Raw genomic sequence first — 22,026 nt, 5'->3', positions numbered from 1 at the left:
ACGGGGCGACCGGCGCCACCGGCCGGCCCCGGACGCCCTCAGCCCAGGCGGACCTCAGCCGTCGACGACCCGACGGGGAGGCTCACTGCAGCGCCCGCCCCGGCGCTCGAGAGCGCGAAGTCCCCGGCGAAGGCCCGGACGCCGACGCGCCCCTCGGCGTCCGTCCGGAGCACCGTCGGCTCGAGCCACCAGTCCCCGCGGATCCGCGAGCGCAGCGCCTCGTAGGCCGGCTTCGGGCTCCCGTCGCGGCGGAGGAACCCGCCCGGCGCTCCGAGCCAGGCGCCGGCGTCGTCGAAGCCCCAGTAGGTGATCGCCTCGACCGCCGGATGCGCGACCAGCGTCTCGTAGTGCCGCACCATCTCGTCCGCCTGCCGCGCCTCCCCCTCCGGGGTGGTCGGCCAGTCCTCGACCACGTGGTCGTTGAGGTCCTCGATCTCGGCGGGCATCAGCTCGCCCGAGACGAGGGTGGTCTCGGTCCAGTGCAGCGGCAGGCCGAAGCGCGCGAACCTGTCGCAGATCGCCGCGATCTGCTCCTCCCCGCGGAACCCCTGGTGCATGTGCGACTGCAGGCCGATCGCATCGGGCCGGATCCCGGCCTCGAGCACGTCCTCGATCAGCCGCTCGTACTCGGGCCCGAGGTCGAAGTCGTTCAGCACGAGCACCGGTCCGGTGCCGAGGCTGCGCGCCTCCGAGAAGGCCAGCTCGACCATGCCGACGCGTCCCTTCTCGCGGGCGAGGCGGGTGACGGCGTTCGTCACGCCGTCCGGCTCGTTCGCGAAGCGCGGCATGATGACGACCTCGTTGATCGCGTCCCAGGTGTCGATCAGCCCGGCGAAGGCGCCCACCTCCCGGCGGATGCGCGCGCGGAGGAGCTGCTCGGCCTCGTCCAGCGGCAGCGCGTCGAGCCACTCCGGCTTCACGTAGTGCCAGACGAGCGGGTGACCCTTCAGGCGGACGCCGTCCGCGGCGAGCGCGCGCGCCTCGGCGAGCACCTCCTCCGTCGCGGTGCGGCCGCGCTCCGGCTCGAAGCGTCCCCAGTAGACGGGGAGCGTCGCCGTGTCGAACAGGTCGAGCCAGAGCCGGCGCTCCTCGGCGCGGGCGGGGTCGGTGCTCGGAGGAGTGCAGCCGAAGGCGAAGGCGTGGCGGCGCTGCTCGACCGTCACGTCGGCGTGGGCGAGCGGAGCGCCCTCGGCACCGAGGACGGTGACGAGGGCGTCGGCGAGACGGGGGCTGAAGTCGGTCATGCGGGGCCTCTCAGGCGGGGTGGCGCTCGTCGAGCGCCGTGTACTCGGATCGGGTGAGCGGGAGGACCGCTCCGTGCTTGGTGTCCTCGGGCAGGTCGAACTCCTCCGCGAGCTCCCAGCGGCCCGAGGCCGGGTCGGTGCTCGTGTAGGCGCGGTAGCCGTAGGGGCGGAGGGCGTACTGGTCGACCCAGAGCGACCAGCGCTCCTCGCGGTGGTGCCGGAAGACCAGCGGCCCCTCGATGCTCGGGCCGAGCTCCTGCCCGATCCCCCGCGCGACGGTGGCGAAGTCGTCCGCGAAGAGGGAGGAGCCGACCTGCTGGAACACCTGCATCGTGTCGGGGGCCTCGTCGTGCTGCTTGGCGAAGCGGTGGACGGCCGTGCCCTCGATCAGCAGCGTCATGTCGATCACTCCGCCGGGCAGCCGCAGGTAGGTCTCGGGCTCGGCGAACGTGCGGAAGTCGCGCGTGCGGGACATCAGGATGCGGCTGTCGCCCGTCTCGCCGGTGGCGGGGTCGCCGTCCTCGGCCAGGCCGGAGGACCAGTGCACGAGGAAGTCGCCCGAGACCGGGTCGTAGACCGACTCCGGCGCCCAGGCCATGCCCGCTCCCGCGGGAGCGACGGCGACCGCGCGCGGCTCGGACCACTCGAGGAGGTCCGGGGAGTCCCAGACCACGAGGTCGCGGCTCCCCCGGTGCCGGTAGAGGTCCCAGTCCGGGCCCTCGGGCCGCCAGACGCGGAGATCGGTGGCGACGAGGTGGAAGCCCCGCGGCCCGCGGACGATGTGGGGGTCGCGGACGCCGCCCGTGCCGCCGGTCCACTCCAGCACCGGCCCGAGCGCGCGCCAGCGCAGCGGATCGTCGCCCCGGCTGAGCGAGAGGAAGATCTTCTCGCTGTGGCCGGTCCGGTCCTCCACGAAGTGGACCAGCAGGTAGCCGTACCCGTCGCTCATGAGAGAACGATCTCACACGCTCGGCGGGCACTCCACCTCAGACCACGTCGGCGAGGTACCCCGGGTCGGCCGCCGGGTGCCGGGCGACCTGCGCCCACGCCGTCGCGAGCGCCTCCACGGCCCGGTCGGTCGCCTCGGGCGAGTAGCCGATCGGGATGCGGAGGAAGCGCTCGAAGGCGCCGTCGATCCCGAAGCGCGGGCCCGCGGTGATCAGCAGGCCCGCCGTCCGGGCGGCGAGCGCGAGCTGCGAGCTCGCCGGCCGGCCCAGGCCCACCCAGGTGGAGAGGCCGCCCGAGACCCGCGGCACGCTCCACTCCGGGATCGCGCGCGCCAGGGCCGCCTCGAGGTGGTCGCGGCCGGCGCGCAGCTGCGAGCGCCGCAGCTCCAGCACGCCGTCCATACGGCCGAGCATGTCCGCGACCAGGAGCTGCTCCAGGATCGGCGTGCCGAGGTCGCTCGCCGAGCGCGCCAGCGCCAGCTTGCGGATCACCGCCCGCTCGGCGCGGATCCAGCCGATCCGGATGCCGCCCCACAGCGTCTTGCCGACGGAGCCGATCGAGAGCACCGTCCCCTCGGGTCCGTAGGCGGCGAACGGCAGCGGCGACATCCGCCGGTCGATGTCGAGCTCGGCCGTCGTCTCGTCGGCGATGATCAGGGTCCCCTGCCGGGCCGCGGCGGCGATCGCCCGCTCCCGCAGCTCGGGGGCCATGGAGCGGCCGGTCGGGTTGTGGAAGTCGGGCATCAGGTAGGCCAGGCTCGGGCTCGTGCCGCGCAGCGCGGCGATCAGGCCCTCTCCGTCCCAGCCGTCCGCCCCGTCGACGTTCACCGGCACGAGCCGCGCGCCGGCCAGCCGGAGGGCCTCGTAGGCGTGCGGGTAGGTCGGTGCCTCGATCAGCGCCCGGTCGCCCCGCGCGAGCAGGGTGCGGGCGACGAGCGCGATCGCGTGCTGCGCGCCGATGGTCACCATGATCTGGCCGGGCTCGGTGCGCAGACCCCGCGCGGTGTAGCGCTCGGCGATCGCGCGGCGCAGCACCGGCAGGCCGACGGTGTCGTAGGAGCCGGAGTCGAAGTGCTCGGGGGCCGCCTGCGCCGCGCGGGTGTACGCCTCGGCCAGCTCGGGGAGGGCGGGCAGGGCCGCCTTGGTGAAGTCGAGGAAGTCCGGCGCGAGCGAGGGCACCGCGTGCACGGCCGCTCCCGGCAGGCGGGTGACGCTGCCGGAGCCGCGCACGCTGACGAGGTAGCCGCTGTCGCGCAGCTCGCGGTACGCGGCGGCCACGGTCGTGCGGCTGACGCCGAGGCGGGCCGAGAGCTCGCGCTCGGCGGGCAGGCGGCTGCCCGCGGGGATGCGGCCGTCGATCCCGAGGAGGCGGATCCGGTCGGCCAGCGCGAGGTAGGCGGGCAGGGTGCCGCGCTGCTCGCGCCAGTCGCCGAGGAGGGTCTGCAGGGCGCGCGCGCCGAAGTGGACATCAGCCATGCGTCCAAGGTAGCCGAATTGGACCGCGCGAAGAAGGCCAATGTCGCGCTGTGATGAGTCCATGACGCTCACCGCTCCCGTTGCCGCCGCCGCTCCCCCGGCTGGCCAGTGGCGCCTCCGACCCGTGCCGCGCCTGCTGGTGGGCCTGATCCTCTACGGATTCGCCGACGCGATGATGATCCGCGCGGCGATCGGCGTGGACCCGTGGACCGTCTTCGCCCAGGGGGTCGCGCACCAGACCGGGCTCGGGATCGGACTGCTCACGAACGTGATCGGCCTGCTCGTCCTGCTGCTGTGGATCCCCCTCCGACAGCGGCCCGGTCTCGGCACCGTGCTGAACGTGCTCGTGGTCGGCACGATGATCGACGTCGGACTGCGTGTGCTGGCGACGCCGGAGGAGTGGTGGGCCCGCGGCCTGCTCTTCGCTGGCGGTCTCGTGCTGCTGGCGGTCGCGAGCGGGATCTACATCGGCGCCCGCCTCGGTCCGGGGCCCCGCGACGGACTGATGCTGGGCCTGCACACCCGCACGGGCCTGCCGATCTGGGTGGCGCGCTCGGGCGTCGAGCTCACGGTGCTGCTCATCGGCTGGGCCCTCGGCGGCGACGCCGGCCTCGGCACCCTCCTCTTCGCGGTGCTGATCGGGCCGCTCTGCTCGGTGACCCTGCCTCTGCTCGGGGTGCGGAGGCACTGACCCGCGCACGACGGACGCCCCGCCTCCCAGACCGGTTCCGGGAGGCGGGGCCTTCGCGATCGGATCGGCTAGCGCTTGGCCGCGATCTCCGCGCGCATCCGCGACGCCTCGTCGGAGTCCTGGATCGAGGCGATCCCCTCGGTGATCGAGGTGCCCGACGCGGGGGCCTCGTGCTCGTCCGCTCCGAGCGTGGTCTCGTCGAAGGGCGAGCGCCCGCCGAGGACCTCGCGGACCTGCACCATGTCGATCTGCTTGGTCCAGGTGCCCACGAGAAGGGTGGCGACCGCGTTGCCGGTGAAGTTGGTGACCGCGCGGGCCTCGGACATGAAGCGGTCGATGCCGACGATCACACCGACGCCGTTGACCAGGTCGGGACGGAAGGACTGGAGGCCGCCGGCCAGCGTGGCCAGGCCCGCTCCGGTGACGCCCGCGGCGCCCTTCGAGGCGATCATCATGAAGAGGAGGAGGCCGATCTGCTCCGGGATCGACATCGGCGCTCCGGTGGCCGAGGCGATGAACAGCGACGCCATCGTGAGGTAGATCGCCGTGCCGTCGAGGTTGAAGGAGTAGCCGGTGGGCACGGTGATGCCGACGACGGGCTTGGAGACGCCGAGGTGCTCCATCTTCGCGATCAGGCGGGGCAGCGCCGCCTCCGAGGAGGAGGTGCCGACGATGAGCAGGTACTCGCGGGCCAGGTACTTCATCAGCGAGAAGATGCTGACGCCGGTCACCAGGCGCAGCAGCAGGCCGAGGACGACGACCACGAAGATCGCGCAGGTGATGTAGAAGCCGATCATCAGGGTGGCGAGAGCGACGACCGCTCCCCAGCCGGTCTTGCCGACGACCGCGGCGATGGCGCCGAACGCGCCGATCGGGGCGACCCAGAGCACCATCGAGAGGATGCGGAAGACCAGGACCTGGAGCTGCTTGATCGCTCCGAGGATCGGCTGGCCCTTGGCGCCCATCTTCTGCAGCGCGAAGCCGACGAGCAGCGCGACGAAGAGGGTCTGCAGGATGCTGCCGTCCACGAGCGAGGAGAACAGCGAGACGGGGATGATCCCGAGGACGAAGTCGCTGGTGCTCTCGGCCTTGAGGTCGCTGGTGTCGTAGGTGGCGCTCGAGATGTCGAGGCCCTCGCCCGGGTGCAGGATGTTGCCGACGACGAGGCCGATCGCCAGGGCGAAGGTCGACATCACGATGAAGTAGCCCAGCGCGAGTCCGCCGACCTTGCCGACCGTGGCGGCCTTCGCGATGGAGCCGATGCCGATGACGATGGTGCAGAAGATGATCGGCGCGATCATCATCTTGATCAGTCCGACGAAGGCCTTGCCGACGGGCTCGAGCGTCGCCGCGAAGGCGGGAGCGACGAGTCCGACCACGACGCCGGCGACCACGGCGATGATGACGGCGATGTAGAGCCAGTGGTTCCGGTCGATGCGCCGCCGGGTCTTCGGAGGGGTGACCGCGGGGATCAGCCGGTCGGACGGCGTCTGAGGCGTCTTCGCCATGGGGGTGTCCTTCTCTTCGTCGAGGTGAGGGGGTAGGACGATGGTGGCCCCGCCTCCGGAGCCCGGCACGGTTGCGTTCATACTGTTCACGGCGGGGCGCCCCGAGCGCTCGCTCACGAGGGAGTGGCATGGTCAGGACGCCGAGCGCACGCGGACCGCGCGGCAGCATCGCCGCGCGCCTGTTCGCCGTGCAGCTGCTGAGCATCCTGCTGATCGCCGCAGCGGCCGTCGCGGTGCTGGCCCTCGACGCGCGGAGCCGGGCGGGCGACGAGGCCGCCCAGCGGAGCCTCGTCGTGGCGCGGACGGTGGCCGACAATCCGTTCGTCCTCGAGTCGACGGCCGGCGCGGATCCCTCCGCGAGCCTGCAGCCGTACGCCGAGGAGGTCATGCGGGACACCGGCGTCGACTTCCTCACGATCATGGCGCCCGACCGCACCCGGTACACCCACCGCGACCGCGACCGGATCGGCCTGCCGTTCCAGGGCACGATCGAGCCCGCGCTGGAGGGGCGGACCTTCACCGAGACGTACACCGGCACGCTCGGGCCCTCCGTCCGCGCCGTCGCGCCGATCGAGGACGCCGACGGCGCGGTCGTCGCGCTCGTGTCGGCGGGCGTCACGCTCTCGGCCGTGGACGCCTCCTTCGCCGCCCGCGTGCAGGTCGTCGCGTGGGGCGCGCTCGGCGCGGTCGCGCTCGGCGCGCTCGGCTCGTGGCTCCTCGCACGCTACCTGCGCCGGGTCACGGGCGGGCGGGGCCCGGAGCAGATGAGCCAGGTCTTCGCCTACTACGAGTCCGTCCTGCACTCGGTGCGGGAGGGGCTGCTGCTGGTCGACGACCGCGGCCGACTGGTGCTCGCCAACGACCACGCGCTGGAACTGCTCGGGCTCGAGGGCGTGCGGACGCCGGTGCCGGTCGCCGAGCTCGACCTCCCCGTCGCCCTGCGCGAGCTGCTGCAGGACGACGAGCCCGTCTCGGACCGCCTGGTCGTGGCCCGGGAGCGGATCCTCGTGGTGAACGAGCGGCCCGCCGCCTCCCCCGGCGCCCGCCCCCTGGGCACGGTCGTCACGCTCCGCGACCGCACCGAGCTGCAGCGGGTGAGCGGCGAGCTGGAGTCGCTGCGCACCCTCTCGGACGCGCTGCGCTCGCAGACCCACGAGTTCTCGAACCGCCTGCACACCATCGCGTCGCTGATCGAGCTCGGCCGGCCCGACGAGGCGCTCGCGTTCGCCGCCGGCGAGCTGAACCTCAGCCAGCGCCTGGCCGACCGGGTCCTCGGCTCCGTGCAGGAGCCGGTGATCGCCGCCCTGCTGCTGGGCAAGGCCGCACAGGCCCGCGAGCGCGGCGTCGAGCTGCACTTCGAGACGCACCTCGAGCCCGGCACGCAGGGGCTGGAGCCCGGGGACCTCGTGACGGTGCTGGGCAACCTGATCGACAACGCCCTCGACGCGGCCGCCTCGTCCGCTCCGGACCGCGAGCCGTGGGTGGAGGTCTACCTCGGCCTCGCGGAGGGCGAGCTGGTGGTGCAGGTGTCGGACAGCGGCCCCGGAGTCGCGAGCGCCGCCGACGTCTTCGCGCGCGGCTACTCGACGAAGGAGTCGGACGGCTTCGGCCGCGGCATCGGCCTGGCGCTGGTGCAGCAGGTGGTGGAGCGGCTCGGCGGCTCGATCGAGGTCTCGCGCCACGTCGGCGCGGTGTTCACGGTGCAGCTGCCGCTGCCCGCGCGGGTGGCGTCGTGATCCGGGTGCTCGTCGTCGAGGACGAGCCGCTGACCGCGAGCGCCCACGCCGACTACGTCCGGCGGGTCGACGGCTTCGAGGTGGCCGCGGTCGCCGGCAGCGGCGCGGAGGCGATCCGGGCGCTGCGCGCGGACCCGGGCATCGCGCTGATCCTGCTCGACATGAACCTGCCTGACATGGGCGGCCTCGACCTCTGCCGGGCCGTCCGGGCGGCGGGCCTGGACGTCGACGTCATCGCGATCACCGCCGTCCGCGACGCCGCGAACGTGCGCGCCTCCGTCGCCGCCGGCATCGTGCAGTACCTGATCAAGCCGTTCGTCTTCAGCGCGTTCGCCGCCAAGCTCGCCAGCTACCGGTCGTACCGCGAGCGGATGCACGGCGCCGACGTCGCCAGCCAGCACGAGGTGGACGGGGCCTTCGCGGCGCTCCGCACCTCCAACGCCCCGGGTCTGGCCAAGGGGCTCTCGGCCCAGACCCTCGAGGCCGTCACCGCACTGCTGGGCCCCGTCGGCCTCTCGGCGGCCGAGCTCGCCACCCGCCTCGACATCTCGCGGGTGACGGCCCGCCGCTACCTCGAGCACCTCGCCGACTCCGGAGTCGCGGACCGCGCGCCCCGCTACGGCTCCCCCGGCCGCCCGGAGCTGGAGTACCGCCGCCGCTGAGCGCGCGTCAGGCGGCCCGCAGTGCGGCGGCGATCTCCTCCTCGATCAGGTCGTGGTTGATCGCCGCGCCCACGCGCAGCCCGTCGGCGGACGAGGCGACGACCTGCGCCATCGGCTCGACCAGCGAGCCCGCGGCGAAGACCCCGGCGACGCCGGCCCGGCCCATCGGATCGACGGCGAGGTGCCGCGCGACTCCCGACGGGTGGTCGGCGAGCTCGAGGCCGAGCCCCTCGGGGAGCCGCCCCTCGACCCGCGGGCCGACGACGAGCGCGTCGAGCTCGTGCCGCCGACCGTCGATCACCACGCCGACCAGGCGGTCGTCCTCGACGAGGACCTTCTCGACGCGGCCCGGCACGAGAGCGATCCCGCGGGCGGCCAGCGCCGCCGCCTCGTCGCCGGCGGGCACGGGTGCGCCGTGGAGCAGGATCGACGTCCGGTCGCTGAGCTGACGGAACATCTGCGCCTGGTGCCCGGCGAACGAGCTGCCGAGCACGCCGATCCGCCGGCCGCGCACCTCGAAGCCGTGGCAGTAGGGGCAGTGCAGGACGTCCCGTCCCCAGCGGGCGCCGAGCCCGGGGATCTCCGGCAGCAGGTCGCGGACGCCGGTCGCGAGCAGGAGGCGGCGCGCGCGGAGGACCGTGCCGTCGGCGAGGGTCGCGGTCACGCCCTCGGCACCCGCGGAGGCGCGGACCGCCTCGCCCTCGACCACCCGGGCACCGTAGCCCTCGGCCTCGGCGCGCGCCAGGCGCACCAGCTCCGTGGGCGGGACGCCGTCGCGGGTCAGCACGTTGTGGGCACCGGGCGAGGGTGCGTTGCGTGGAGGTCCGCCGTCGACGACGAGGACGTCGCGGAGACTGCGGCCGAGGGCGGTGGCAGCGGCGAGGCCGGCGAAGGAGGCGCCGAGGATCAGGACGTCGGCGGGGGCGGGGACGGACGGGCCGGTGGGGGCGTCGGTGGAGGTCATGGGTCGATGCTCCGCCGCCCCGGGGCGGGCCGCGAGGATCCGTGCCGTTCCGGCATGCGGCGCGACCGCCCGTGCCAGGATGGCGTCGTGCCCGAGACCCCGCCCGCCCCCTCCGACGACGAGATCGTCGCCGCCGTCGGACCGCGGCTCCGTCGCCTGCGCACCCGCCGCGACCGCACGCTCGCGTCCCTCGCCGCCGAGACCGGCATCTCGGCGAGCACCCTCTCGCGCCTCGAGAGCGGCGGCCGCCGCGCGACGCTGGAGCTGCTCCTCCCGATCGCCCGCGCCCTCGGGGCGCCGCTCGACGAGCTCGTCGGCGCGGCGCCGGAGGATCCCCGCGTGCACGGGCGGCCGGTGCGCCGGAACGGCATGCTCATCCAGCCGCTCAGCCGCGACGCGGGCGCGCTCCAGGCGTTCAAGCACACGCTCCCGGCCGGGCCGGTGACGGAGCCGGCGGAGCAGCGCGCGCACGAGGGCTTCGAGTGGCTCTACGTGCTGAGCGGGCGGCTCCGCCTGCGGCTCGGCGAGCACGATCTGGTGCTGCCGGCCGGCGAGGCCGCCGAGTTCGACACCCGGGTGCCGCACTGGTTCGGCCGCGCCGACGAGCAGCAGGTCGAGTTCCTCAGCCTCTTCGGCCGCCAGGGCGAGCGGATGCACGTGCGCGCGTCCACGCGCCGCTGAGCGCGGTCACGCCTCGCCGAGCACCTCACGCGCGAAGCCCTCGGTGCGCGCCCGCAGAGTCGCGATCCGCTGTGCCCGCGCCGCCTCGAGGTCGAACCCGATGTAGGCCACCGACGGGCGCCGCCGCACATTCACCGAGCACTCGAAGCGGGAGCAGACGAGCGTGCCGAGCGAGTCCCCCGCCCGCCCGGCCGCTCCGGCCTTCCGCGCCCCGAAGAAGACGACGTCGTTCGGGAGCTGCACGTCGCGGCACCACGAGCACTGCGCCCGCGAGCGCGGCAGGGCGTCGGCCTGGGTGAGCAGGACCCCGACGAGGCGCTCCTCCAGCGGCACGACGACGTAGGCGCGGCGGCCCATCCTCCGGTCGCGCCAGCCGAGGTGGTCGATGACCGACCAGTCCAGCGCGTCGAAGTCCTTCGGCAGCGCGAGATCGGCGACCTCCTTGCGGGAGGCGTTGACGAAGGACTCGCGGATCTCGGTCTCGGTCAGTGGCTGCATAGCGCTTCCGAGCCTAGGCCGGGATCAGCCCAGGTGGGCGACGGCCTCCTTCGGAGCCTGAGCGAGGAACTCCTCCTTCTTCACCCGGATCATCGCGACGGCGACGACGGAGGCGACGACCAGCCCGATCGCGGCCGCGACGAAGACCGCGGAGTAGCCGTCGACGAAGGCGACCGGCGACTGCTGCTCACCCGCGACTCCCGCGTAGAGGGTCGTGAAGATCGACAGCCCGATCGAGCCGCCGATCTGCATGGCGGCGTTCGCGGTCGCTCCGGCGGCACCGGCGTCGTGGGCCGCGACTCCGGTGAGCGCGAGATTCTGCAGCGGCACGAAGACCATCGCCATGCCGACGCCCAGGAGGATCAGCGCGGGCAGCACCTCGAGGAGGTAGCCGCCGTCGGGGGTGATGCGGCTCAGGTAGAGGAGCCCGGCCGCCGCGATCAGCGGGCCGACGATCATCAGCACGCGCGGGCCGATGCGCGGCAGCAGCTTGGCGGCGACTCCGGCGACGATCATGATCGTCACCGTCATCGGCAGATTGGCCAGGCCCGCCTCGAGCGGCGGCAGGCCCAGGACCAGCTGCAGGTGCAGGGTCAGGTAGAGGGTGGAGCCGATCATCACGCTGCCGACGATCGCCTGGACCAGGAAGGCTCCGCCGCGGACGCGGTCGGCGACGATGCGCAGCGGCAGCGACGGGTGGTCGGAGCGGGCCTGGATCCGCACGAAGAGGGCCAGCAGCAGCACGCCGACGAGGAGGAAGCCGAGGGTGTCGACGCGGAGCCAGCCCTGCTCGGCGAGGGTGAAGCCGTAGACGACGCTCGCGAGCCCGAGCGCGACGGTGATCGTCCCGGCGACGTCGAAGCGGTTGCGCCCCTCCGCGCGGCTCTCGGTGACGAGCAGCTGGCCGGCAATCGCGCCGACCACGACGACGGGGACGTTGACGAGGAGGCACCAGCGCCAGTCGGCGAACTCGGTGAGCAGCCCGCCCAGCACGAGGCCGACGGCGGCGCCCGCTCCGGCGACCGCTCCGAAGACGGCGAAGGCCGTGCCCCGCTCGCGGCCGGAGGGGAAGGAGACGGTGAGGAGGGCCAGAGCGGCCGGAGCGAGCAGCGCGGCGAAGGCGCCCTGCAGCCCGCGGGCGGCGATCAGCTCGGTGCCGGAGGTGGCGAGGCCGCCCCAGGCGGAGGCGGCGCCGAAGCCGATCATCCCGATCAGGTAGGTGCGCTTGCGGCCGGTGTAGTCGGCGATGCGGCCGCCCAGGAGCAGGAGCGCGCCGAACGCGAGGGCGTAGGCGGTGACGACCCACTGGCGCTCGACGTCGGTGAGGCCGAGGTCGGCCTGTGCGGCGGGGAGCGCGATCGTGACGATGGTGCCGTCGAGCACGACGACGAGCTGCGTGAGCGCGAGGATCACGAGCACCCACCAGCGGCGGGCGGAGGAGGGAGCGGACGGGGAGGGCATGGCGGCCTTTCACACGGAGCGGAGCGGGACCGGCGGGTCCGGATCCGAGCCGCGTCATCGGGGCCGAACCACCCCAACCAGTTGGTTGGGCGAAGAAGAGTGTATCGTTCGAGCGCCTGGAGGTGAACCATGGAGCCGACATCCGATGCGGCGCTGCCCGCACGCGAGCGGATCCTCCGCGCCGCCTCCGTCGAGTTCGCCGCCCACGGCTTCGCGGGCGCCCGGGTCGACCGTGTGGCCGCGGCGGCGGGTCTGAACAAGGAGCGGCTCTACGCCTACTACGGCGGCAAGCGCGGCCTGTTCGTCGCGACCGTCGTCGAGGCGCTCGGCGCTCTCGACGAGACGCTCCTCGCCGAGGCGGCGGACCTCCCCGACCTCGCGGGCCGCATGTTCGACCATGTGTGGGAGCACCCGGAGTTCCTGCGCCTGCTCACGTGGGCGCGCCTGGAGGGAGCCGGCGTCTGGGAGGAGGCCGGCGAGCAGCTCGGCGGGGTCCCCGCCCCCGAGGCCCGGGTCCTCGAGTGGCAGCGCACCGGCGTCGTCGACGCGAGCTGGTCCGCCGACGACCTCTTCATCGCCCTCCTCGGCCTCTGCGAGATCTGGCACCTCACCCCCTTCGCCTCCCGGGGCGGGGAGAAGACGCGCGACCGCCGCCGCGCCTTCGTCGTGCACGTCGCGCAGCTGGTGGGCGCACCGCGCTGAGGCCGACCCCTCCCCCGGCAACGGAAGCGACGTCGGCATCTCCGATCCGGACGCGGTGGACGGGGCGGCTCATCCCTCCGAGCCGGAACCCGACGGATCGGAGGAGACTGGGAGGTCCCGCGGATCCGGCTTCGGGACGACCCCTTCATCACCCGGAAGGACCGCGCCCGCCGCGCGCTGAGCCTCGTCCTCGAGGAGGAGTGATTCGAAATCGCCGGGCGCGCACGGCATCTCCGCCCCGATCATGTACATCTCCTCGACAGCGCCGGTGACGAAACTCGCCCGCAGCACCGGTCCGCCCTGCCCGTAGACCGTCGGGCGCGGAGTCGAATCGGTCACTCTCACCGTCATCCCCAGAGACTCCCAGTAGTCCGCGACCTTCCGCGCATCCCCCTCGACATCGGTGCCCGCCGGGGCCCACCAGGCGTAGCTGTAGCTCGCACCGCTCACCCGGTCGCCGGGGCCGCACACATCGGGCCTGGCCGCGCCGCTCCGCGGCCACCACCCCTCCACATCGAGCCGCCCCGCGGAGTCCCGCACGAACTCCACCACCCGATCCCGACCCTCCCGAGGACTCATCGTGCTCACCGGTCTCGCCTCCTTCTCCGTTGCACAAGCGGTCATCGACATCACGAGCAGAGCGGCGACGGTCAGCGCGACGCCCGTCCGCTGAGGAGAACCTCTACCCGCCATGGGAGGCTCCCACGACCGCCTTCTGGAAGGCGGTCGGTCCGAGCGGCCGGTTCTCGGTCAGCAGGTCGAGTCGCCGGGAGACGGCCCACGCCGCGTTCTGCAGGGACTCGGTGTTCGTGTCGAGATACCCCGCGAGATCGCCGTCGTCGCTCTTCAGCGCAGCGTGATCCGTCACGATCCTCCCGGCGTCGCCTCCGGTCTCCACACCGAAGACGCGCGCGCCGAAGTCCTCGTCAGCGGGATCCGTGTGGTGGTTCCAGCTGAAGGCGCGGCCCATCCACGCGGCCTCGTCGCCGCTCTCGGTCTCGCCGAGGTACTTGTCCCGCGCCTGCCCCGCGAAGACGGATTCCGCGTGCAGGTCGCTCGCCTCGTCGACGCTGTCCGGGAGGCCGGCCGAGCCCAGCGTCACGACGACCCCGAGCTCGACGTCCGAGCGCGAGGCGGCGACGGCCATGACGGTGCTGCCGTAGGAGTGTGCAACGACGTTCGGCTTCGGCAGGTCGTCGCCCCGGACCGCGGAGAGCCCCTGGACAGCCGAGGCGAGTGCGGCGCCGCCGGCGACCGCCTGGTTCGAGGTGAGGACGTCCATGCCGTTCCCGCCGAGCCGCGCCATCGGCGGGGTCTCGTAGCCGATCCAGGAGACGACGGCGCTGCCGGGCGGGAGGAGCGACTGCAGATTCTGCGACGCCTTCGTCCATCGGGTCATGCTCTCCGTCGTCTGTCCCATCCCGGGGACGGCGTAGGTGACGTTCGTGGCGGTGTCGGGATCGCCGATCGAGACGGCGGCGAGCGGAGGCTCGTCGGCGGTCAGGGAGATGAGGAAGCGCGGTTCCTGACCGAGACCGCGCCGGAGCGATGCCCGCACGTCCCTCAGCGCCACCAGCTGCGACTCCACCGCCGCGAGTCGCTCCCCGTCGCCCGCCTTCCCGCGCAGGCCCGCCGCCTCGCTCCTCAGCGCCACGATCCGCGCCCTCAGCGCCCTCTCGTTCGCCCTCACCCGGGCGCGGTAGGGAACACCCTCCAGATTCCCGATCACCCCGGGCAGACCGGCGACCAGCGCCTCCTGCTGCGGCGAGAAGCGCGCGCCGTCCGTGGAGTCGAGGCTCCGCCACCAGTCGTTCACGAGGGTCGGAGCCAGTCGCCCGAGGCGCGCCGCGAGGTCGGGCGACGCCGCCAGGAGTGTCGCGAGATCGTCGGACGAGAGCGTCGCGAGGGAGTCGAGCAGGCTCCGGCCGCCCCGGGGCCGCGCCAGGGTGCCGACGGCGTCGAGGACCGGAACGGAGAGCGCCGCTCCCCCCGCGGCGGTGAAGGCCAGGGAGATCTGCTCGACCCAGGTCGCGTCGGCCGCACCGATCGACAGCAGCTCGCGGAAGCCCCGGAGCACCGAGAAGGACTCGACCGGCGCCCACGAGCAGCGGTTGCCGAAGGCTCCCCAGGCGGCCATCAGATCCTGGAGCCGGGAGCGCATCGCCTCGTCCGCCTGCCGGGTCTGCGAGACGAATACGTCGAGGCGCTCGGGGTCGGCGGAGGTCGTGCCTCCCGCGGCGGGGCCGCCCGGGGACGTGCGGGGCACCGACCGGGGGGAGAACAGCGCACGGATCGGCGGAGGCACGACCGGCCGATCGGACGGCGGCCGGTCGACGACCTCTTCGACTCCCGCCGCGAGGGCCGCGACCGGATCGAGGCGGCGCTGCTGCTCGCGCTCGTCCGCCCGCCGCTCCCAGGCCGCGTACTCCTCCCGGCGCCGACGCTCCTCCTCGGCCTTCCGTGCCACGAGCCGAACCGTGTCGGCGAGCTCGTGCAGCTCGGCGCTCAGCCGACCGCGGTTCTCCCTGTCGCAGACGCAGACCCGGCGGAACAGCTCGGCGTACGCGCCGCGGAACTCGCCCAGCGCGTACTCGGCAGCGACGGACCTCAGCAGGCCCTCGGAGGCGAGCGCCTCCGCCGCCTCGTCCGAGGCGCGGACCAGCTCCGCCGCTGCTGCGTGGTCGAAAGAGAACAGGGTCATCGCCTCCTGAGTGAGAACATCTCAGGAAATGTAGAACGACTACGACGGCGTCGGCACCGGGTGGCGCGAGACGGCGCGCGGTCAGCGCGCCCGCGCCGCGTCCGGCGGCACGCAGAAGTGGCGCGGACCGCATCGGACCGCGCCACTCGTCCAGATCACGCGGCTCACTCCGCCGCGGTCAGCCGCTCCAGGTATCCCGCGAACGCACGCAGGTCCTCCTCGGGCCAGGCGCTCAGCGCCTCCTGCATCCGCTGCCGCTGACGGCCGCCGAGGTCGCGCATCCGCTCGCATCCGGCCGCGCTGAGCGAGAGGAACCGCGCTCGGCCGTCGGCGGGATCGGAGGTCATCTCGACCAGGCCCAGCTCGGCGAGCTGGCGGGCCTGGCGGCTGATCGCGCTGCGGTCGACCCCGAGCCGCTCCGCCGCGGCGCCGGAGTGGACCGGACCGCAGCGCTCGAGGATCCGCAGCAGCCGCAGTCCGAAGGGCGGCAGCGCCGGGTCGATCGACGCCGCCGCGTCCCGGACGGCGAGGCGCACCTGGACGGCGAGCACGGTGATCTGCTCCTCGACCTCGTGCAGCGCCTCGGCCGAGGGCGCGGCGGCGGGCATCAGGAGCGCTCGATCACGTCGACGGAGCCGGTGGGAGCGGCGTGGCGTGCGTGCCCGACCGGCTCCTCCTGCCGCTCGTCGTCGGCGTGGCGGCCGTGTCCGGCGGGAGTGGCCTCGCGACCCTCCCGGGCGTGCGTCGCGTCGTCCGTCCGCCGGGCCTGGCCGACGGGGCGGAGCGCCGCCTGGCCGTCCGAGGCGGCGATGAGGGCGTCCTCCGCGGCCTGCAGCGGAGTGGTCGGCTCCGCCTTGAGCTGCACCGCGTTCTTCGAGCCGAGACTCACGTTGGGCAGGAGGACGACGGCGATCAGCGTGACCACGGCGAGCGGGATGCTGTAGAGGAACACGTCGCCGACGCCGATCCCGTAGGCGCTCTCGACCACGACGCGCACGGCGTCGGGCAGGGTGGCCGGCTGCGGGATCGTGCCGCTGCCCAGCGCCTGCGCGGCGAGAGCCTGGTCGGCGGGAGCGAGCCCCGCGATGCCGGTCTTGATGCGGTCGGCGATCACGGTGCCGAGCATCGAGCCCAGGACCGAGACTCCGACGGTGCCGCCGAGGCTGCGGAAGAACGTGACCGCGCTGGTCGCGACGCCGAGGTTCTTCACCTCGATCGAGTTCTGCACCACCAGGACGAGGTTCTGCATCAGCATGCCCAGGCCGGCGCCGAGGACGGCCATGTAGATCCCGACGAGGACCAGGTCCGTGTCGTAGCGGAGGGTGCTGAGGAGGGAGGTTCCGATCACGGCGAGCACGCCGCCGCTGATCATGATCGCCTTCCACTTGCCGGTGCGGGAGATGATCCCGCCGAAGATCGTCGACGCGATCAGCAGGCCGGCCATCATCGGGATGGTGAGCAGGCCCGACTGGGTCGGCGTGGCTCCGCGGGCCAGCTGCATGTACTGCGCGAGGAAGACGGCGACGCCGAACATCGAGACGCCGACCGAGATGCTCGCCACGACGGCGAGGCTGAAGGTGCGGTTCTTGAACATCCCCATCGGGATGATCGGCTCGGCCACGGTGAGCTCGGTGATCACGGCGGCGATCAGCAGCACGACGGCACCGCCGACCATGACCGCGGTCTCCCACGAGGCCCAGTCGAAGTTCTTGCCGGCGAGGGAGACCCAGATCAGCAGGAGCGAGACTCCGCCCGCGATGAGCACGGCGCCGAGGTAGTCGATCCGCACCTTGCGCTTCGGGTGCGCGGGGAGGCGGAGGGTCATCTGGAGGAGGACGATCGCGACGATCGCGACGGGCATCGCGATGAAGAAGTTCCAGCGCCAGCCGAACGCGTCGGTCACGACGCCGCCCAGGAGCGGGCCGCCGACGGTGCCGATCGCCATCACGCCGCCGAAGAGGCCGGCGTACTTGCCGCGCTCACGGGGGCTGATGATGTCGGCCATGATGATCTGGCTCAGCGCGGCGAGTCCGCCGGCGCCCAGGCCCTGGAACACGCGGAAGACGATCAGCATGTTCGTGTCCTGCGAGAAGCCGGCCAGGGCGGAGCCGATGACGAACAGCCCGAGGGCGAGCTGGATCAGCAGCTTGCGGTTGAACAGGTCGGCGAACTTGCCCCAGAGCGGGGTGGAGACCGTGGTCGCGAGCAGGGTCGCGGTGACGACCCAGGTGTAGGCGTTCTGGTCGCCCTTGAGGTCGGAGATGATCCGGGGCAGCGAGGTCGACACGACCGTGCCCGCGAGGATCGAGACGAACATGCCCAGCAGCAGGCCGCTGAGCGATTCGAGCACCTGGCGGTGCGACATGGCGCCGTCCGGCCCGGCGGGGGCGTGCGGCGCGGTGGTTCCGCGCGATGCGGCGCGGTGTTCGGGGTGTGACATGGGCTCCTCTTCAGCACGGCGGCGGTTCTAGTTGACTGCGATCAACTATTGACCGAGAGCAACTATATAGCCGGGCGTCACGAATCTCCAGTGGCACTCTGCTGCCGTCCAGGCGCCGCTCCGGCCGCGCCTATCCTCGGAGCATGGACAACATCGATCGGAAGATCCTCGATCTGCTGCGCCAGAACTCCCGCGCGGGCTACGGCGACATCGGCGGCGTGGTCGGGCTCTCCGCCTCCGCGGTGAAGCGCCGCGTCGACCGACTCGTGGCCGACGGCGTGATCCGCGGCTTCACGATCAAGGTCGACCCCGCGGTCGACGGCATGGCCACCGAGGCCTACGTCGAGCTCTTCTGCCGCGGCACCGTCGCTCCGGACGAGCTCCGCCGCATCCTCTCCGCGGTCCCCGAGGTCGTCGACGCGGGCACGGTCACCGGCTCCGCCGACGCGATCGTCCACATCCGCTCGCGCGACATCCCCAGCCTCGAGCTCGCCCTCGAGAAGGTCCGCATCGCGCCCAACGTCGACCACACGCGCTCCGCGATCGTCCTCTCCCGCCTCATCCAGCGCAGCGAGGCCTGACGGATCGCGCCACCTCCTCGACGCGCGTCGCGACCGCCTGGTACTCCATACCTGTATGGTGAATCCAGGAGGGCGAGCATGAGCGACAGGGAACAGGCCGGTACGGCGGCACGACGGAGACGGCGCATCTGGCTGATGCTGCCGGCACTGTTCGTCGGCGTCCTGGCCGGGCACCTCGTCGCGACCGCGGTGGGCGCCGAGGATCCGTGGGACGTCGTGGTCACCGCCGCCGTCGCGGCAGCGGTGGCGTCCGTCGTCCTCGCCCTCGTCGATCGGCGGCGCTGAGCCCTCCCTCCTGGATCGGAATCCGAGGGAGGGAACGACGATGGAACGACAGAGGACGAGCACGGCACTGGTCGCGGCGGCGGCCGCTCTGCTGGCGGTGCCGCTGTTCACAGCGCAGGCCGCGCACGCCGAGCCGGCGAGGCAGGAGACGAGCAGCCGGGTGCACCTCGAGGCACGGGGCGGATCGGCGTCGACGGTGACCTTCGACGTCACCGACGACACGCGGATCGTCGAGCTGGCGGGCGGCGGGGTCGGCTTCACGGACGGCGCCGAGACGTCCGACGCACTCCCGGAGAGGATCGACGTCGGACGCGGCCGCACCGTGTCGGGCCACTGGTCGATCGACGACTCCGACACGCTCACCTTCCACTTCGCCCCGGACTCGGCGTCCCGCTCGGCGGTGGGCGGCCTGCACCTGAACAGCGACTGGAGCTCGCCCGAATGGGGCCACTGCGTCGCCGGGAGCGGCGTCAGCGGTGCCGCGACCGGCGGGGTGATCGGCGCGATCTCCGGTCCCGGCGCGATCGCCTCCGCGACCGGCGGGCTGCTCGCGGGGATCATCGGCGGAGCGATCACCTGCTGAGTGCCGCCTCCTGAACGACCCGGATCAGGCGGGCGCGTCCGCTGCGGTGTGGACGCGCTCGCCGCCGATCCAGGTGCCCAGCACCCGGGTGTCCCCGATCGCCCGGGGGTCGCCGGCGAAGGGGTCCCGGTCCAGCAGGGCGAAGTCCGCCGCGAGTCCCACGGCGATCGAGCCCGACTCGCCGTCCAGGCCGTTCACCCACGCCGAGCCGGCCGTGGAGGCGGAGAGGGCGGTGGCGAGGTCGAGGCGCTGCTCCGGGAGGAACACCTCCTCGCTCCACCCCGGCTCGCGCTCGGACGGCGCCGAGAGCCGGTTCACCGCGACGTGGATCGCGGCGAGCGGGTCGGGCGTCGACACCGGCCAGTCGCTCCCCGCGGCGAGCACCGCGCCCGAGCGGAGCAGGTCGCCGAAGGGGTACTGCCACGAGCCGCGCCGCTCGCCGAGGAACGGCAGCGTCAGCTCCACCATCTGCGGCTCCAGCGAGGCCCACAGCATCTGCAGGTTGGCCGTGACGTCGAGCGCACGGAAGCGCGGCAGGTCGTCCGGATGCACGACCTGCAGGTGGGCGAGGTGGTGGCGGTTGCCGCGGCGCCCGTTCGCCTCGATCGCCCGCTCGACGGCGTCCAGGCACTCGCGCACGGCGCGATCGCCGATCGCGTGGAAGTGCACCTGGAACCCGGCCGCGTCCAGGAGCGGCACGGCCTCGTTCAGGAGGCGCGGGTCGACCATCGAGAGGCCGTCGCCGTGACCGTGGCCGCCGTGCCCGTCGAGGTAGGGCTCGAGCATCGCCGCCGTGAAGTTCTCGGCGACCCCGTCCTGCATGATCTTGACGGTCGTCGGCGCGAAGCCGTCGGCGGCGAGCGCCGCGCGCCGCTCGACGAGCTCCGGGATCTGCTCGACGCCGCGGCCCCGGTCCCACCACAGCGCACCGCGGACGCGCCCGGTCAGCTCGCCGCTCAGCGCCGCGCGGCGGTACACCGGACCGGGGTCGCCCACATCGCCGTAGGAGCCGATGATCGCGTCCTGCCACGCCGTCACTCCGAACGAGTGCAGGGTCTCCTGCCCGAGGAGCAGCGCGCGGTGGAGCTCGTCCGCGCTCGCGGGCTGGAGGTGGCGGCGGACCGCGTCCATCGCCCCCTCGTGCAGGATGCCGGAGGGGGTGCCGTCGGCCAGGCGCTCGATGCGGCCGTCGGCGGGGTCCGGCGTCGTGCGGTCGATCCCCGCGAGGCGCAGTGCGGCGGAGTTGACCCAGGCGCCGTGCCCGTCGGCGTTGGTGAGGAAGGCGGGCCGGTCAGGGACGACCGTGTCGAGCTCGCGGGCGGTCGGGGTTCCTCCGGGGAAGTCGGGCAGGTTCCAGCCGCCGCCGAGGATCCACTCCGCTCCGCTCTCCCGAGCCGCGTACCCGGCGACCGTCGCCAGGTGCTCGGCGGGCGATCCACCCGCTCCGAGCCAGCAGCGCAGCAGCGCGGCGCCGCCCCAGACCGGGTGCACGTGGGCGTCCTGGAAGCCGGGGACGAGCATCCGGCCCTCGAGGTCGACCACCTCGGTGCGCGGCCCGATCAGGTCGGAGGCGTCGGCGCCGACCGCGACGATCCGCCCTCCGACGACAGCGACGCCGTGCGCTCGGGAGCGCACGGCGTCGGCGGTGAAGACGGCGCCGCCGGTCAGGACGAGATCGGCGGCGCGCACGGGTTCAGAAGCCCGCGGGAGCGAAGGCCTGCGTCATCTGGGAGAAGAGCGACACCGTCCAGCCGATCGCGATGAGGAACGACACGACCACGACGCCGAGGAAGACCCAGAGCGGGAGGAGGCCGCCGCCGGTCACGCGCTTCACGACCACGCTGCGGCCGATCACGTAGACGTAGGGAGCGGCGAGGAAGGCCCACGCCCAGTGGAACGGACGCTGCAGGCCGGCTCGCTTCAGCTGGCGCCAGTCGAGGAAGGCGAAGACGACCTCCGCCGCGTAGATCAGGAAGCCGACGACCTGGAGCACGCCGAGGCCGACGAGGTAGGCCGTCGACATCCCCATCGAGGAGCTCGGCCCGTAGGTCGAGGCCATCGACGAGTCGACGATCGCGCTCGGCGGGAGGAGGAAGATCGACAGCGCCGAGAGCAGCGGCAGGAGGACCACCACCCAGATCCACGGGGTGGACGTGACGATGCTCGTGTCACGCTGCTGCACGGGTGCTCCGGGAGCCGCGGAGTAGGCCGGGTACTGCGGCTGCTGCTGGTTGTAGGGCTGCTGCGGCTGCTGGCCGTAGGGCTGCTGGCCGTACCCCTGCTGGCCGTACTGCTGGGGAGCCTGCTGGCCGTAGCCCTGCTGCGGCTGCTGCTGGCCGGAGGGCTGCTGCGGCTGCGGCTGCTGACCGGCGCCCTGCTGGCCGTAGCCCTGCTGCCCGTAGCTCTGCTGCCCGTAGCTCTGCTGCCCGTAGCTCTGCTGCGGGTCGGCGGACGACGGCTGCTGCGGATACCGACCCGAGGCCGACTGCCCGTAGCTCGTCGCCGCTCCGCTCGACGTCTCCCCGTAGGCGGGACGCTCGGCGGGCGGCGCGGGCGGAGTCGGTGCGGTCGGCGGAACGGGAGTCGCGGCGGCCTGCGCCGACCCGCTCCCGGCCGGGGCGGTGGGAGTGGCCGCCGGCGCGTCGCGGAGCGACTCCGTCCAGCCGGTCCCGTCCCACCAGCGCTGACGGGACGAGCCCGCCGGGTCCGGGTACCACCCGGCGCGGGGTCCGGAGGCCTCGCCGCCCGTGCTCGCGCCCTGGTCCGTGCCGGTTCCGTTGTCGTCCGTCATGGCGTCCTCCACTCCCCTCCGGGCGTCTGCCCGCGATCTCGGACCACCGTAGCGCCGCGACACGATGCGTGGCCT

General features: G+C 73.3%; 21 protein-coding genes. 8 read left to right on the top strand and 13 right to left on the bottom strand.

All coding sequences use genetic code 11. The annotated features are described in order from the left end of the window. Nucleotides 1-38: 38 nt before the first annotated feature. Genes C5C54_RS04290 through C5C54_RS04280 form a run of 3 tightly spaced genes read right to left on the bottom strand, consistent with a single transcriptional unit; the run spans nucleotide 39 to nucleotide 3,667 of the window. The gene (locus C5C54_RS04290) at nucleotides 39-1,244 is read right to left on the bottom strand and encodes an endo-1,4-beta-xylanase (RefSeq protein WP_104287859.1); all 1,206 of its coding nucleotides are present in this window, start codon (nucleotides 1,242-1,244) and stop codon (nucleotides 39-41) included. A gap of 10 nt (nucleotides 1,245-1,254) precedes the next feature. After that, nucleotides 1,255-2,193, bottom strand: coding sequence for a glycoside hydrolase family 43 protein (locus tag C5C54_RS04285; protein ID WP_104287858.1), 939 nt, complete (start codon nucleotides 2,191-2,193; stop codon nucleotides 1,255-1,257). Nucleotides 2,194-2,230: 37 nt separating this feature from the next. Further along, nucleotides 2,231-3,667: a PLP-dependent aminotransferase family protein gene (locus C5C54_RS04280; protein WP_104287857.1), complete on the bottom strand. Its 1,437-nt coding sequence runs from the start codon at nucleotides 3,665-3,667 to the stop codon at nucleotides 2,231-2,233. Between the two features lie 61 nt (nucleotides 3,668-3,728). Here C5C54_RS04280 and C5C54_RS04275 point away from each other — a divergent pair, with 61 nt between their 5' ends. Further along, nucleotides 3,729-4,358 (top strand): YitT family protein, encoded by a 630-nt coding sequence (locus tag C5C54_RS04275; RefSeq protein ID WP_374953139.1) that lies wholly within the window; start codon nucleotides 3,729-3,731, stop codon nucleotides 4,356-4,358. 68 nt (nucleotides 4,359-4,426) lie between these two features. Here the strand turns inward: C5C54_RS04275 and C5C54_RS04270 are convergent, their stop codons facing one another. Next, nucleotides 4,427-5,866 carry a cation:dicarboxylate symporter family transporter gene (locus tag C5C54_RS04270; protein ID WP_104223811.1) on the bottom strand — a complete coding sequence of 480 codons (1,440 nt, stop codon included), beginning with the start codon at nucleotides 5,864-5,866 and terminating at the stop codon, nucleotides 4,427-4,429. A gap of 128 nt (nucleotides 5,867-5,994) precedes the next feature. On the opposite strand from C5C54_RS04270, the gene C5C54_RS04265 reads away from it, so the two are divergent. After that, nucleotides 5,995-7,602, top strand: a complete 1,608-nt coding sequence (locus C5C54_RS04265) for a sensor histidine kinase (protein WP_104260395.1) — start codon at nucleotides 5,995-5,997, stop codon at nucleotides 7,600-7,602. After that, nucleotides 7,599-8,264, top strand: a complete 666-nt coding sequence (locus C5C54_RS04260) for a response regulator (protein ID WP_104223809.1) — start codon at nucleotides 7,599-7,601, stop codon at nucleotides 8,262-8,264. The genes C5C54_RS04265 and C5C54_RS04260 overlap by 4 nt, the downstream gene beginning before the upstream one ends. 7 nt (nucleotides 8,265-8,271) lie before the next feature. Here C5C54_RS04260 and C5C54_RS04255 read toward each other — a convergent pair whose 3' ends face one another. Next, complete coding sequence (locus C5C54_RS04255; RefSeq protein WP_104287856.1) at nucleotides 8,272-9,228, bottom strand: NAD(P)/FAD-dependent oxidoreductase; 957 nt, start codon at nucleotides 9,226-9,228, stop codon at nucleotides 8,272-8,274. Nucleotides 9,229-9,315: 87 nt separating this feature from the next. On the opposite strand from C5C54_RS04255, the gene C5C54_RS04250 reads away from it, so the two are divergent. Continuing rightward, complete coding sequence (locus C5C54_RS04250) at nucleotides 9,316-9,909, top strand: helix-turn-helix domain-containing protein (RefSeq protein ID WP_104283164.1); 594 nt, start codon at nucleotides 9,316-9,318, stop codon at nucleotides 9,907-9,909. A 6-nt stretch (nucleotides 9,910-9,915) separates the two neighbouring features. On the opposite strand, the gene C5C54_RS04245 is transcribed toward C5C54_RS04250, so the two are convergent. Continuing rightward, complete coding sequence (locus tag C5C54_RS04245) at nucleotides 9,916-10,407, bottom strand: FBP domain-containing protein (RefSeq protein WP_104222848.1); 492 nt, start codon at nucleotides 10,405-10,407, stop codon at nucleotides 9,916-9,918. Nucleotides 10,408-10,431: 24 nt separating this feature from the next. Next, entirely contained in the window at nucleotides 10,432-11,868 is a 1,437-nt protein-coding gene (locus C5C54_RS04240) for an MFS transporter (protein WP_104222849.1), read from the bottom strand. 129 nt (nucleotides 11,869-11,997) lie between these two features. Between C5C54_RS04240 and C5C54_RS04235 the strand changes: the two genes are divergently transcribed. Further along, nucleotides 11,998-12,570, top strand: a complete 573-nt coding sequence (locus C5C54_RS04235) for a TetR family transcriptional regulator (RefSeq protein WP_104233110.1) — start codon at nucleotides 11,998-12,000, stop codon at nucleotides 12,568-12,570. A gap of 69 nt (nucleotides 12,571-12,639) precedes the next feature. Here the strand turns inward: C5C54_RS04235 and C5C54_RS04230 are convergent, their stop codons facing one another. The 4 genes from C5C54_RS04230 to C5C54_RS04215 form a co-directional block, all read right to left on the bottom strand. Next, nucleotides 12,640-13,122 carry a hypothetical protein gene (locus C5C54_RS04230; protein ID WP_146078788.1) on the bottom strand — a complete coding sequence of 161 codons (483 nt, stop codon included), beginning with the start codon at nucleotides 13,120-13,122 and terminating at the stop codon, nucleotides 12,640-12,642. A gap of 130 nt (nucleotides 13,123-13,252) precedes the next feature. Beyond that, on the bottom strand, nucleotides 13,253-15,271 hold the full coding sequence (locus C5C54_RS04225) for an alpha/beta hydrolase (protein ID WP_104287855.1): 2,019 nt from the start codon (nucleotides 15,269-15,271) through the stop codon (nucleotides 13,253-13,255). 164 nt (nucleotides 15,272-15,435) lie between these two features. After that, nucleotides 15,436-15,879: a MarR family winged helix-turn-helix transcriptional regulator gene (locus C5C54_RS04220; protein ID WP_104222853.1), complete on the bottom strand. Its 444-nt coding sequence runs from the start codon at nucleotides 15,877-15,879 to the stop codon at nucleotides 15,436-15,438. Continuing rightward, nucleotides 15,879-17,636: an MDR family MFS transporter gene (locus C5C54_RS04215; protein WP_104222854.1), complete on the bottom strand. Its 1,758-nt coding sequence runs from the start codon at nucleotides 17,634-17,636 to the stop codon at nucleotides 15,879-15,881. The genes C5C54_RS04220 and C5C54_RS04215 overlap by 1 nt, the downstream gene beginning before the upstream one ends. A gap of 218 nt (nucleotides 17,637-17,854) precedes the next feature. On the opposite strand from C5C54_RS04215, the gene C5C54_RS04210 reads away from it, so the two are divergent. From C5C54_RS04210 to C5C54_RS04205, 3 genes are all read left to right on the top strand, one after another. Continuing rightward, nucleotides 17,855-18,292 carry an Lrp/AsnC family transcriptional regulator gene (locus C5C54_RS04210; RefSeq protein ID WP_104222855.1) on the top strand — a complete coding sequence of 146 codons (438 nt, stop codon included), beginning with the start codon at nucleotides 17,855-17,857 and terminating at the stop codon, nucleotides 18,290-18,292. Nucleotides 18,293-18,370: 78 nt separating this feature from the next. Next, on the top strand, nucleotides 18,371-18,577 hold the full coding sequence (locus C5C54_RS17570; protein WP_146076614.1) for a hypothetical protein: 207 nt from the start codon (nucleotides 18,371-18,373) through the stop codon (nucleotides 18,575-18,577). 40 nt (nucleotides 18,578-18,617) lie between these two features. Next, nucleotides 18,618-19,160: a hypothetical protein gene (locus tag C5C54_RS04205; protein ID WP_104269353.1), complete on the top strand. Its 543-nt coding sequence runs from the start codon at nucleotides 18,618-18,620 to the stop codon at nucleotides 19,158-19,160. A 24-nt stretch (nucleotides 19,161-19,184) separates the two neighbouring features. Here the strand turns inward: C5C54_RS04205 and C5C54_RS04200 are convergent, their stop codons facing one another. Beyond that, nucleotides 19,185-20,849: an amidohydrolase gene (locus C5C54_RS04200; protein WP_104287854.1), complete on the bottom strand. Its 1,665-nt coding sequence runs from the start codon at nucleotides 20,847-20,849 to the stop codon at nucleotides 19,185-19,187. A gap of 4 nt (nucleotides 20,850-20,853) precedes the next feature. Then, nucleotides 20,854-21,951 (bottom strand): DUF2510 domain-containing protein, encoded by a 1,098-nt coding sequence (locus C5C54_RS04195; RefSeq protein WP_146078787.1) that lies wholly within the window; start codon nucleotides 21,949-21,951, stop codon nucleotides 20,854-20,856. Nucleotides 21,952-22,026: the final 75 nt, after the last annotated feature.

The organism is Rathayibacter sp. AY1F2 (assembly GCF_002930885.1).
In the GTDB taxonomy this organism is placed as follows: Bacteria; Actinomycetota; Actinomycetes; order Actinomycetales; family Microbacteriaceae; genus Rathayibacter.
The sequence above is the reverse complement of the archived record's forward strand: the minus strand, read 5'-3'. Positions and strand labels throughout refer to the sequence as shown.